10 protein-coding genes are annotated in these 12,020 nt (G+C 71.6%); 2 read left to right on the top strand and 8 right to left on the bottom strand.

All coding sequences use genetic code 11. The features are described from left to right. Positions 1 to 11 precede the first annotated feature (11 nt). The gene (locus tag AB4030_RS04810) at positions 12 to 3,110 is read left to right on the top strand and encodes an alpha-mannosidase (RefSeq protein ID WP_442278054.1); all 3,099 of its coding nucleotides are present in this window, start codon (positions 12 to 14) and stop codon (positions 3,108 to 3,110) included. Beyond that, complete coding sequence (locus AB4030_RS04805; RefSeq protein WP_442278053.1) at positions 3,107 to 4,399, top strand: AGE family epimerase/isomerase; 1,293 nt, start codon at positions 3,107 to 3,109, stop codon at positions 4,397 to 4,399. The genes AB4030_RS04810 and AB4030_RS04805 overlap by 4 nt, the downstream gene beginning before the upstream one ends. A gap of 88 nt (positions 4,400 to 4,487) precedes the next feature. Here AB4030_RS04805 and AB4030_RS04800 read toward each other — a convergent pair whose 3' ends face one another. From AB4030_RS04800 to AB4030_RS04765, 8 genes are all read right to left on the bottom strand, one after another. Further along, the gene (locus AB4030_RS04800) at positions 4,488 to 4,883 is read right to left on the bottom strand and encodes a YciI family protein (RefSeq protein WP_442278052.1); all 396 of its coding nucleotides are present in this window, start codon (positions 4,881 to 4,883) and stop codon (positions 4,488 to 4,490) included. Between the two features lie 77 nt (positions 4,884 to 4,960). Continuing rightward, complete coding sequence (locus AB4030_RS04795) at positions 4,961 to 6,010, bottom strand: lipoate--protein ligase family protein (protein WP_442278159.1); 1,050 nt, start codon at positions 6,008 to 6,010, stop codon at positions 4,961 to 4,963. Between the two features lie 45 nt (positions 6,011 to 6,055). Beyond that, on the bottom strand, positions 6,056 to 7,264 hold the full coding sequence (coaE, locus tag AB4030_RS04790; protein ID WP_442278051.1) for a dephospho-CoA kinase: 1,209 nt from the start codon (positions 7,262 to 7,264) through the stop codon (positions 6,056 to 6,058). Positions 7,265 to 7,300: 36 nt separating this feature from the next. Next, positions 7,301 to 7,762 carry a PPOX class F420-dependent oxidoreductase gene (locus AB4030_RS04785; protein WP_442278050.1) on the bottom strand — a complete coding sequence of 154 codons (462 nt, stop codon included), beginning with the start codon at positions 7,760 to 7,762 and terminating at the stop codon, positions 7,301 to 7,303. A 2-nt stretch (positions 7,763 to 7,764) separates the two neighbouring features. Beyond that, on the bottom strand, positions 7,765 to 8,427 hold the full coding sequence (locus AB4030_RS04780; RefSeq protein WP_442278049.1) for a TetR/AcrR family transcriptional regulator: 663 nt from the start codon (positions 8,425 to 8,427) through the stop codon (positions 7,765 to 7,767). A 215-nt stretch (positions 8,428 to 8,642) separates the two neighbouring features. After that, a complete protein-coding gene (locus AB4030_RS04775; RefSeq protein ID WP_442278048.1) occupies positions 8,643 to 9,518 on the bottom strand; it encodes a glycerophosphodiester phosphodiesterase family protein in 876 nt (291 codons plus the stop codon). 1 nt (position 9,519) lies between these two features. Further along, entirely contained in the window at positions 9,520 to 10,620 is a 1,101-nt protein-coding gene (locus AB4030_RS04770; protein WP_442278047.1) for an ABC transporter ATP-binding protein, read from the bottom strand. A gap of 98 nt (positions 10,621 to 10,718) precedes the next feature. Further along, on the bottom strand, positions 10,719 to 12,020 hold the full coding sequence (locus AB4030_RS04765) for an ABC transporter substrate-binding protein (RefSeq protein WP_442278046.1): 1,302 nt from the start codon (positions 12,018 to 12,020) through the stop codon (positions 10,719 to 10,721).

Here is a 12,020-nt window from a genome sequence, read left to right as displayed (position 1 = left end):
AATCCTCCGTCGTGCACGACAACACCAAGCTCGTCGAGATGCGGGTCGACCGCTTCGTCCGTGAGCGCGTCATCCCCTCGCTCTACCGCCGCCGTGAGGCGTTGTCGACCCGGCACTGGGTGGTGCCCGGCGAGCCGGTCCCCTTCGCCGAGGCCGTCGGTTCGGACTTCGAGCCCATCGAGCCCGGTACACCGTGGGGTCGCCCCTGGGGCACGACGTGGTTCCGGGTCACGGGAGACGTGCCAGCGGGCTGGGGCACCGAGGGCACCCGGGTCGAGGTCGTCGTCGACCTGGGCTACTCCGACACGCACCCCGGCTTCCAGGCGGAGGCCACCGCCTACCGGCCGGACGGCACGGTGATCAAGGGCCTGCACCCGCGCAACCGCTACATCCGGCTGGCTGACGCCGCCACCGGCGACTCGGTCGACCTGCTGCTCGAGGCCTCGGCCAACCCCGACGTCGCCGGCGGCGGCGCCTTCACCTTCGAGCCGACCCGCCTCGGCGACCTCGCCACCGCTGGTCAGGTCCCCCTCTACCGTTGGCGTGCGGCCGACCTCGCCGAGCTCGATGTCACGGTGTGGGAGCTGCACCAGGACGTGATCGCGCTCACGGGCCTGATCGAGCAGCTGCCGCCGACGTCCTCCCGCCGGGCCACGGTGGTCCGAGCGCTCGAGGACATGGTCGACGCCGTGGATCCCGAGGACGTGGCGGGCACCGCGAGCGCCGGCCGCGACGCGCTGCGTGCCGTCCTGGACGCTCGCGCCGACGCGACGGCGCACCGGGTCGTTGCCGTCGGGCACGCCCACATCGACTCCGCCTGGCTGTGGCCGACGCGCGAGACGGCCCGCAAGTGCGCCCGCACCTTCTCGAACGTCCTCGCGCTCATGGACGAGAACCCCGACCTCGTCTTCGCCTGCTCGTCCGCGCAGCAGTACGCCTGGGTCAAGGACACGCAGCCCGAGCTCTTCGAGCGCATCCGCGCCCGGGTGCGCGAAGGCCGCTTCGTGCCGGTGGGCGGCATGTGGGTCGAGTCCGACACCAACATGCCCGGGGGTGAGGCGCTCGCCCGACAGTTCGTCGCCGGGAAGCGCTTCTTCGCCGAGGAGCTCGGGGTAGAGCCGCTCGACGTGTGGCTCCCGGACTCCTTCGGCTACACCGCCGCCCTGCCGCAGATCGCGACCGCTGCCGGGGCCAGGTGGTTCCTCACGCAGAAGCCGTCATGGAACGAGACCAACCGGATGCCGCACCACACCTTCTGGTGGGAGGGCATCGACGGCAGCCGGATATACACCCACTTCCCGCCCGCTGACACCTACAACTCCCTCGTGTCGGCCGAGGACCTCGCCCGGGCCGAGGGCCAGTTCGCCGAGAAGGGCCGGGCCAACACCTCGCTGCTGCCCTTCGGCTACGGCGACGGTGGCGGTGGTCCCACCCGCGAGATGCTAGCCGCCGCCGCTCGCGCCAGGGACCTCGAGGGCTCGCCCCGGGTCGAGCTGGGAGGCCCCCACGAGTTCTTCCGGGACGCCCAGGCCGAGTATCCCGACCCGCCCGTGTGGAGCGGCGAGATGTACCTCGAGTTCCACCGTGGCACCTACACCTCGCAGGCCCGCACCAAGCGCGGCAACCGCCGGAGCGAGCACCTGCTGCGCGAGGCGGAGCTCTGGGCCACGACGGCCGCCGTCCGGGGCGGCACGGCATACCCCTACGACGCGCTCGAGCAGGCCTGGCACACGGTTCTGCTCCAGCAGTTCCACGACATCCTGCCCGGCACGTCCATCGCCTGGGTGCACCGTGAGGCGGAGGAGCGCTACGCCGAGGTGGCGGAGCGGCTGGAGGCGCTCATCTCCACCTCGCTCGCTGAGATAGCCGGAGAGGGTGGCCAACCCCTCGTCTTCAACGCGGCGCCGTATGCCGTCGACGGCGCGGCTGCGCTCGGGGCCGGGGCGGCAGCCGCGGCCGAGGCCGAGGGGGGAGGTGACCGCGGGACCCGCAGTGACCCCGAAGACGTCCACGCGACAAGGCAGCCCGTCACCGTCGAGCACGATGACGCAGGCGGCATCGTCCTCGACAACGGGATCGTCCGAGCCGTCGTCGATGCCGACGGCCTGCTCGCCTCGGTGCTGGACCTGCGCGCCGGCGCCCGGGAGACGCTCGCGCCGGGCACGAGGGGTGGCCTGCTCCAGCTGCACCGGGACACCCCGACGCAGTGGGATGCGTGGGACATCGACGAGCACTACCGGCGGCACACCACCGACCTCGTGTCCGCGGACGTCGTCAAGGTGGACGCGTGTGACGACTCACGCGCCAGGGTCCTGGTCGTGCGCTCCTTCGGCTCCTCCCGGATCGAGCAGCTCATCACGCTCGAGGCCGGCCGCAGCGTGATCGGGTTCGACCTCGACATCGACTGGCACGAGCGCCAGAAGATGCTCAAGCTCGCCTTCCCGATCGACGTGCACGCCGAACGGGCTGCCTCCGAGATCCAGTTCGGCCACGTGCACCGTCCGACGCACAGCAACACCTCGTGGGACGTGGCGCGCTTCGAGACCTGCGCGCACCGCTGGGTTCACGTGGGCGAGAGCGGCTGGGGCGTGGCCGTGGTCAACGACTCGACCTACGGTCACGACATCGGCCGCGCGACGCGGGAGTCCGGCGGGACGACGACGACAGTGCGCCTCTCGCTCCTGCGGGCCCCGGCCTACCCGGACCCGGAGGCCGACCAGGGCCGCCACCGGCTGCGTGTCGGACTCGTCGTCGGTGCCGGCATCCCCGAGGCCGTGCGTGAGGGCTACCGCATCAACCTCCCCCTGCGGCGGGTGACAGGCGCGGCCGTGCCCGACCCCCTGGTCCGGGTGGAGGGGTCGGAGGCCGTCGTCGTCGAGGCGGTCAAGATGGCCGAGGACCGGAGCGGTGACGTGGTCGTGCGCCTCTACGAGGCACACGGTGGTCGGGCGCAGGCTCGTCTCGTGCCCGGCTTCGACGTGGCCGAGATCGTCGAGACCGACCTGCTCGAGCGACCGCTCGAGGAAGGCTCGGTGCTGCTCGACGCCGACGGGCGGCTCTCGCTCCGCCCGTTCCAGCTCGCAACGCTCCGCCTGCGACGGGCGCGGTGACGGGCGCGGTGACGGGCGCGGTGACGGGCGCGGCCGTGCCGTGGTTCGGTCAGGCCACACACCGCGCCTGGCTCGACGACCACTGTCGGGACCTGCTCGCCTTCGGCGCGCAGTGCGCGGCACAGGGCGGGGGCGCATGGTGGCTCGACGATCGGGGACGCCCAGCTCCTGAGCGGGGACTGCACACGTGGATCACGGCACGCATGGTCCACGTCTACTCGCTCGGCGCACTCCTCGGGCTGCCAGGCAGCGGACCCGTCGCGGACGCCGCACTGGCCGGCCTCACCGGCCCGTTGCGCGACCCGGAGCACGGTGGGTGGTATCCCTCGCTCGACGCCACGGGCCGCCCTGCGACCGGCAAGGCGTGCTACGACCACGCGTTTGTCGTGCTCGCCGCATCGACGGCCACGGCGGCGGGGCGCCCCGGCGCCGCGCAGCTGCTGCGCGACGCACTCGCCGTCTTCGACACCCGCTTCTGGGACGCACACGAGCAGCTGCCTGTCGACCTCTGGGACACCGGCTTCGAGCAGCTCGACGGCTACCGCGGCATCAACGCGGCGATGCACTCGACCGAGGCGATGCTCGCCGCCTCCGACGTGCTGGCCCACGTTCTCGGGGACGGCGACACGGCCGCGACTTGCCGCGCGCGGGCACTCGGCATCCTCGACCGCGTCGCGGCCTGGGCCGCCGACAACGCGTGGCGCGTGCCGGAGCACTTCGACGACAGGTGGCAGGTGCAGCTCGAGCACCACGCCGACCGACCCGACGACCCGTTCAAGCCCTACGGGGCGACGGTCGGTCACGCCCTCGAATGGGCTCGGCTCATGCTGCACGGGGAGGCCGCCGCCTTCGCCGCAGGGGATGCCGCGTCGCCGGCGCTGCTCCGGGCCGCCGAGTCGCTCTTCGACCGTGCGGTGGCCGACGGCTGGGACGTCGACGGCAACCCGGGTTTCGTCTACACCACGGACTGGAGCGGAGCCCCGGTCGTGCGCGACCGCATGCACTGGGTGGCCGCCGAGGCCACCGCCACAGCGGCGGCGCTGCACCAGCGCACCGGACGGCAGGCCTACGCCGACCACTACGCCACGTGGTGGGACCACATCCGGCTGGCGCTCGTCGATGACGTGCACGGCTCCTGGCACCACCAGCTCGACGAGCACAACGTGCCCACCGACACCGTGTGGCCCGGCAAGGCCGACCTCTACCACGCCGTCGGCGCCACACTGGTCCCACGGCTGCCCCTGGCGCCGGCCGTGGCGGTCGCCGTGCGTCACGCGTGCTGGCTCTGACCCAGACCCAGACCCCGAGCCCGACCCGGAGCGACCCGGACCGACCCCACCGCGGCCGATGCGCTCGGTCCCCCGGGCGGCGCGGCCGTCAGCCCTCGGGCGACTCGTCCCAGACGTAGGCGGGGCGCAGCTCGACGGTGTCGCCCGGCCCGGCGAAGTTGACCGCGATCTCCTCCGCCCGCTCCCGGGACGCGACGTCGAGCAGGAAGAAGCCCGCGAGGTGCTCCTTGCTCTCGGCATACGGCCCGTCCGTGGCCACGGTGCCGTCGGCAGCCCAACGGTAGAGCCGGGAGGACGTGGGGTCGCCGAGGGCCTCGCCGCCCTTGAGCTCCCCGCTCTTCGAGAGCTCCTCGAGCATCGCGTCGAAGGCTGCGCCCCCGGCGTCGCGCTCCTCCTGAGGCCGGGCGAGCGCCTCGGCGACGAAGTCACCGGTCGGGTGCCCCCACGGCTGGGGGTTCGAGTGGATGAGGATGACGTACTTCATGGGTGGTCCCTTCGGTTCGCGAGCGGTCAGTCTGCCGCTTCGGGAGGGACGTCGGAGCCGACACGCCGTCCTCGACGTCAGGGCACGCGGTGGGTCCACTCCGGGGTCGCGAACTTCTCGTCGACGAGCCGCTGGGCGGCAGCCAGCTCGTCCGGCCGGTAGTCGGAGCCGCTCGAGCGGTAGCGACGCGCGAAGGACGCCGCGAACGACTCGAGGATGGCGTCACGCGTCATGCCCGTCTGCGAGCGCATCGGGTCGACCCGCTTGTTGGCCGACTTGGTGCCCTTGTCGCTCATCTTCTCGCGGCCGATGCGCAGCACCTCGAGCATCTTGTCGGCGTCGATGTCGTAGGCCATCGTCACGTGGTGGAGCACGGCGCCGGAGGCGAAGCGCTTCTGGGCAGCGCCGCCGATCTTGCCGCGGTCGCTCGCGATGTCGTTCAGGGGCACGAAGTGCGCGTCGACGCCGATGTCGGCGAGCGCCTCGATGACCCACTCGTCGAGGAAGGAGTAGGAGCGCTCGAAGCTCAGGCCCTCGACGAGCGAGGTCGGCACGGCGAGGGAGTACGTGATGGTGTTGCCCGGCTCCATGAACATCGCGCCCCCTCCGGAGACCCGACGCACGACGTCGATGCCGTGTCGTTGCGCGCCCTCCGGGTCGACCTCGTTGCGGACGGACTGGAAGGAGCCGATCACGACGAGCGGGCTGTCCCAGTCCCAGAAGCGCAGCGTCGGGGGCCGCTCCCCCGAGGCGACCTCGTGGGCGATGACCTCGTCGAGGGCGACGTGGAGGGCCGGGTCGAGCACGCGGGCCGGGATGACGTCGAAGTGGTGGTCGTCCCACCCGGTCGCCTTGCCGAGGGCGCGGCGGATCGCGATGCCGATCGACTCGGCGGTGAAGCCGATGAGCGACACGTCATCGGCGAGAGCGCCGGTGACGGCCCCGGCCAGCTGCTCGACACCGGCGTCGACGGGCATCCCCGTCAGCGCCGCGTTGATGTCGCCGAGCGCCTCGTCGGGCTCGAGGAAGAAGTCTCCGGACACGCTGACTCCCGCGAGCCGCCCATCCACCTCCTCGAGGTCGACCGCCACGAGCTTGCCACCGGGAACCTTGTACTCACCGCGCATGCCAGCCACAACACCACGCACCGCGTGCGTATGCCGGGTGCCTCCCTAGCGCGGCTGCCACCCCGTGCGCTCGGCCCAGTCCGTGGCGCGCTGCCACGCGCCCTCGAACCACGGCTCCTTGGCCGCCACGTAGTCCGACGTGCTCTCGTGGAGTGCGAGCAGGCGCCGCTTCTCGGCCGCGTAGACGTCCCGCTCAGCGGGCTCGTGGCGCAGCCAGTCTCGGAAGAGCAGCGCGAATCGCCAACCCGCAGAGCCTTTCTCGCGTACATGGACGTGGACATGGTTGTCCGGGTCGCACCCACCGAGGAAGCGTTTGAGCCACTCCGCAGGGTCGGCGCCACCGGGGTGGGGCGTGTCGGAGTGGATGCCGTGGTTGAAGACGTAGCCCGCGTCGGCGAAGGCTGCGCGCACGTCGTCACGGTCGGCGTCGGCGAGGTGGTGCACCCCGACCTGGACGTCGATGACGTCCTTGGCGACGAGGCCCGGCACGGACGTCGAGCCGATGTGCGACACCTCGGTGACGACGCCGGTGGCCGCGAGCGCCGCGGCGACTCGGGCGACGACGCGCTCGGCGCGGGGCTCCCAGTCGACGCGAGGCGCGACGATGACGTCGGCTGCCAGGTCCGAGCGGCGGGACCGGGTGCCGGCCGCGAGGTTGACGGCATACGGCTGCAAGCGCTCCGCCCACAACGCGTCGACGGCGCGCTCGAGCTCGTCCGGCGTGCCGGAGTTGTCGAGGACGACGTCGGCGACGGCGCGCCGCTGTGCGTCGGTGGCCTGCGCGGCGACGCGGTGTCGGGCGTCCTCCTCCGGGAGGCCTCGCTGCTCGACGAGCCTGCGCACCCGGGTCTCGACGTCGGCCTCGACGACGACGGTGAGGTGCTCGTGCACCCAGAGGCCGCGCTCGACGAGGAGGGGCATGTCGTAGACGGAGACACCGTCACGGGGAGCGGCGGCCCGCTGCCCGGCAACCCGGGACGCTATCGCGGGCCCGGTGATGGCGTCGAGGGCGTCGAGGGCGTCACGGTCGGGGAAGACGATGGCGGCCAGAGACCCCCGGTCGAGCGAGCCGTCGGCGCGGATCACACCCTCGCCGAAGCGCTCCCGAATTCCTTGCAGCGTCGGCTCGCCCGGCTCGACGACCTCACGCGCAACGGCATCGGCGTCGACGACGTGCGCGCCGAGCTCGCCCAGTCGACGCGAGACCGTGGACTTGCCCGAACCGATTCCTCCGGTGACCCCGACGCGTAGCATTCGGCCAGCCTAGGGGCCGTCGGGCCCGTGGACGTCTCAGGCCAGACGCGCGGGGAAGCCGCCCTTGGCCACCGGACCCCACCGGGTGGGGGTGACCCGGAGCAGCGACTTGCCCTGGTCGCGCATCGCCTGGCGATACTCCTCCCAGTCGGGGTGCTCGCCGGAGATGGCGCGGAAGTAGTCCACGAGGGGCTCGACGGACTCCGGGAGGTCGATGACCTCGCAGTCACCGTCCACCTGCACCCACTCGCCGCCGAAGTCGTCGGACAACACGAGGACGCTGACCTGGGGCCGGCGGCGGGCGTTGGCCGTCTTGGCCCGCTCGGGGTAGGTCGAGATGACGATGCGGCCCTGCTCGTCGACGCCGCCGGTGACCGGGGAGGCCTGCGGGCGGCCGTCCGAGCGCTGCGTCATGAGCACCATGGAGTGGCGGGGGCGCACGAAGTCGAGCATCGCCTCACGGTCGACGTCGGTGTTGGTGGCGATCTGCCGGGGCATGGTCAGTCCTCCTGGCTTCCGGTGCTGGCACGGTCGAAGGTCGCGACGAGCGCGTCGGCCAGCCACGCGGCATACATCGCGTGGGTCCACCCGCAGCGTCGCACGAGGCGGTCGTAGATCTCGGGGGCGGTCACGGTCCAGACGGTGTCGGTGAACCGCTCGCGGTCGAACCGGGTCGGGAGCCCGTGGGCCGCCTCGAGGGCTGTCAGGGCGTTCGTGTTGCCGACGCGGCGCTCGAGGTCGATCGTCGCGACGAACTCCTGCAGGCCCGTGTCACCGCCCGAGCCCTGGGCGAGGAGCACGCCGAGCAGCGGTCCGACGCGCTCGTAGATGATGGCGCACAGGGCGGCATACGCGCGCACGAAACCCTCGCGGTCCGGAGCCTGTGACATGGCCCGGAACTCCGGCCGCTCCTGCATGGCCACGGGGGCGTCGTCGCCGACGAGCAGCACGTCGTAGACGGCCTTGACGACCGACGCCTTGCCGCCAATGGCGTTGTAGACGGTCTGCGCGCTGACCCCGGCCGACGACGCGAGGGCGTTGACGGACATCGCGTGGTAGCCGTCGCGCAACAGGATGGCCCGGGCTGCGTCGATGACCCGGCGCCGGGTCGCCAGGGCCGCCTCCGCACGCGAGCGGTTGTCGTACGCCCGGTCTGTTGACATCGGTGCCCTTCGAAAAGCATCATGAGTTCGCTGGAACGGCGTTCTAGCGAATGGGTGGGGTCCAGGGGTCCCCATCCAGCTGCTGCACTCGCGGCTGCGACCGCTAGCTGCCGATCGCACGAGTGTGCCACGAGCGCCCCGGCTCCCGCCCGAAGGGGCAACGGAGGGGGAGCGAGGGGCCGGACCACGGTCCGGTCCCTCGCTGCCGCGAGGGGTCAGGTGGAGGCGCGTGACAGCGCCGAGGCGGCCCGGTCGGGATAGTCGGTGACGAGCCCGTCGACCCCTGCCCGGACGAGCTCGACCATGCGCGCGGGGTCGTTGACCGTCCACGGCAGCACGGCGAGTCCCGCCGTGTGGGCCCGCTCGACGAGGCCCTCGTCGACGAGCTCGTGCGCCGGCGAGATCACCTGCGCCCCGACGGCGACGGCGCCGTCGCACATGTCGTGCGACTCCCCCACCACGACGCTGCCCGTCCACGGGCTTCCCGGCACCCACGTCTCCGGCGCCACGAGTGCGGAGCGGAGCACGCCCGGTGCGAGCTCCGCCGAGAGCTCGAGGACCGCCCAGTCGAAGGAGTGCACGAAGCACTGGCGCTCGAGCCCCGCCGCGTGCACGCTCGCGAGCACGCCTTCGAGCAGTCGACGCCGGCCCGCCGACTCCGCGGCGTCGCGCGGGTCGATCTTGAGCTCGATCGTCCACCACACGTCCGGAGCACGCTGCAGCCCGTGGGCCAGGACCTCCCCGAGCGTCGAGATGCGGGCGCCCGGCGCAGGACGCTGGTCCGGGAAGCCCTCCAGCGTCCGGCTGCCCACGTCGACCGTGCGCAGCTGCTCCAGCGTCAGGTCGGCGACCCGGGCCCCGACGAGGTCGCGCCCGGTCGGGAGGCACTTCTCCGGCAGCAGCACGGCGTCGTGCCAGACGACGACCTCGCCGTCCGCGGTGAGCCGGACGTCGAGCTCGACTCCGGTCACGCCCGCGTCGTAGGCGGCCCCGAAGCCGGCGAGCGTGCTCTCCACGACGAGGCCCCGGGCCCCGCGATGGCCCTCGACGTCGAACCGGCCGGCGGCCCAGGGACCGGGGCGTGCGGGCATCTCAGGCCTCGATCCGCTCGCCCGACCCGGCGTCGAAGAGGTGCACCTCGCCACGGTTCGGCTCGACGTGCACGACGTCCCCGACCCGCAGGTGGGTGCGCTTGTCGAGGCGGACCGTGACCCGATCCGCCGTCTCGTCGGCATCGACCGGACGGCCGTAGACGAACGACTCCGCCCCGAGCGACTCGACGAGCTCGACGTTGAGCGCCACCGACGTCGCGCCCGGGCCCTGCTCCGGCGTCCCGACGACGTGCCACGACTCGGGGCGCAGGCCCACGACGACCTTCTCGCCCGCCCGACCGGCCACCGCGCGGTCGAGGGGCACGTCGACGCCGTGCACGCGGGCGACGCCCTCCCGGACGACGGACTCGACGAGCGAGATCGCCGGTGACCCGATGAAGGCCGCGACGAAGGTGTTGACCGGGTGGTCGTAGAGCCGCTCCGGGGTGTCGACCTGTTGCAGCTTCCCGTCGCGCAGCACCGCGACGCGGTGACCCATCGTCATGGCCTCGACCTGGTCGTGGGTGACGTAGACCGTCGTGATGCCGAGACGACGCTGGAGGCCGGCGATCTGCGAGCGGGTGGACACCCGGAGCTTGGCGTCGAGGTTGGACAGCGGCTCATCCATGCAGAAGACCTTGGGGTTGCGCACGATGGCGCGGCCCATGGCGACGCGCTGGCGCTGGCCGCCGGACATCTGGCCCGGCTTGCGGTCGAGGAGCTGCTCGAGCTCGAGGATCTTCGCGGCCTCGGTGACGCGCTGCCTCGTCTCCGACTTGCTCACCTTGGCGTTGTCGAGCGCGAAGGCCATGTTCTGGGCCGCGGTCATGTTGGGGTAGAGCGCGTAGCTCTGGAAGACCATGGCGATGTCGCGGTCACGCGGCCGCACACCCTTCTGGTCGTGCCCGTCGACGAGGATCCGCCCTCCGTCGATCGGCTCGAGGCCGGCGAGCATGCGCAGCGTCGTCGACTTGCCGCAGCCCGAGGGCCCGACGAGGACGAGGAACTCACCGTCGGCGATGTCGAGCGTGATGCCGTCGACGGCGGGGGTGTCGTCCTTGGAGAACCGACGAGTTGCCTCGTCGAAGTACACGGTTGCCATGTGCTGGCCTCTCGGGTCGTTCTGGTCGGGTCCGGAATGCCGTCCGGCGGCTCCGTGCGGAACGCGCCGGACGGCATACGACCGGGTCGTGCAGTACGTCAGGCGCTGAGCTTGCTCTTGATCTGCGAGTCGAAGACCTGCTGGCTGTCGGCGTCGAGACCCTTGAAGACCGTTGCCACGTCCTGGCCCTGGACGATCTGGTCGAGGCCCTTGCCGATGCGTGCCCCGCCGCCGGGCAGGAGCACGCGCGCGTTGTCCTGGGACCGCGTCTTGGGCAGCTGCTCGATGGCCGTCTTGGCGTTCGGGTTCTTTGCGAGGAACGCCTTCTCCGCCGGCAGGTCGACAGCCGACTTGCGCACGGGCATGTAGCCGGTGGCCTGCGTGAAGGTGACGGTGTTCTGCGCGTTCGTCAGGAACTCGATGAACTTCAGGGCGTTCTTCTTGCGCTCGTCGGAGATGTTCGCCGGGATGCCGACGCCGGCGCCGCCGGTGGGGCAGTTGCCCTCACCGGGCAGGAACGCCGTGCCGAACTGGAACTTCGCGTCCTTGGCGACACCGCCGAGCGAGCCGGTCGACATCATGCTGCAGCCGACGATGCCGGCCGTGAAGTCGGGCGCCGGGTCCTTCGAGAGCTTGAGGAAGCCGCTCTTGGCGAGGTTCTGCAGGTAGGTGCCGGCCTTGACGGTGTTGGGGTCCGAGAAGGTGGGCGTCCACTCCTTGGAGTAGGCGCCGCCGTAGCCCCACACCATGTTCTGGAAGACCCAGTCGAGGTAGTTCGAGCCGTCGGGGAGCTCCATGACGATCTTGTCCGAGCCCGCCGCCGCCTTGAGCTTCGGTGCCCACGTGAGGAACTCGTCCCAGTCCTTCGGCCCGCGGTCCTCGAGGCCGGCAGCCTTCCAGAGGTCCTTGTTGTAGTAGAAGAGCGGCGTGGACCGCGCGAACGGCAGGGCATAGTGCTTGTCGCCCAGGTTGTAGTCGTTGTAGAGCGCGTCGACGTAGTCGCTGGTGTCGATCTTGGCCGACGACAGCAGCTCGTCCATCGGGGCGAGCTGCTTGTTGAGCGCGAAGTTGAACCACGTGACGTCGGAGACGACGACCACGTCCGGCAGCTGGCCACCGGCCAGGGAGGCGTTGAACTTCTGCGCGACCTCCTCGTAGTTCTTGCCGGCGTCGACGAGCTTGACCTTGAGGCTCGGGTTCGCGGCCTCGAACGCCTTGATGATCGCCTGCTCCACCGACTTGCTGTTGCCGGGGTGGTTGCTCCAGAACTCGACGGTGTTGCTCGAGCCGCCTCCGCCGCCCGTCGACGGGGCGGTGCCGGTGCCGGCGCACGCGGAGAGCCCGGCGATGCCGGCAGCACCGGCGAGGCCGAGAAATCCTCGGCGTGAGAACTCGTTCAT

It is taken from the genome of Terrabacter sp. 2YAF2, from assembly GCF_052114705.1.
Taxonomy (GTDB): domain Bacteria; phylum Actinomycetota; class Actinomycetes; order Actinomycetales; family Dermatophilaceae; genus Terrabacter.
Note: the sequence above shows the minus strand (reverse complement) of the source record. Positions and strands in the feature narration are given on the sequence as shown.

Excerpts from the sequence above, each read along its gene's own strand:
- AB4030_RS04775 (WP_442278048.1), bottom strand. The coding sequence starts at position 9,518 with ATGCCCGCACGCCCCGGTCCCTGGGCCGCCGGCCGGTTCGACGTCGAG.
- AB4030_RS04765 (WP_442278046.1), bottom strand. The coding sequence starts at position 12,020 with ATGAACGAGTTCTCACGCCGAGGATTTCTCGGCCTCGCCGGTGCTGCC.
- coaE (WP_442278051.1), bottom strand. The coding sequence starts at position 7,264 with ATGCTACGCGTCGGGGTCACCGGAGGAATCGGTTCGGGCAAGTCCACG.
- AB4030_RS04785 (WP_442278050.1), bottom strand. The coding sequence starts at position 7,762 with ATGCCCCGGCAGATCGCCACCAACACCGACGTCGACCGTGAGGCGATG.
- AB4030_RS04780 (WP_442278049.1), bottom strand. The coding sequence starts at position 8,427 with ATGTCAACAGACCGGGCGTACGACAACCGCTCGCGTGCGGAGGCGGCC.
- AB4030_RS04795 (WP_442278159.1), bottom strand. The coding sequence starts at position 6,010 with ATGCGCGGTGAGTACAAGGTTCCCGGTGGCAAGCTCGTGGCGGTCGAC.
- AB4030_RS04800 (WP_442278052.1), bottom strand. The coding sequence starts at position 4,883 with ATGAAGTACGTCATCCTCATCCACTCGAACCCCCAGCCGTGGGGGCAC.
- AB4030_RS04770 (WP_442278047.1), bottom strand. The coding sequence starts at position 10,620 with ATGGCAACCGTGTACTTCGACGAGGCAACTCGTCGGTTCTCCAAGGAC.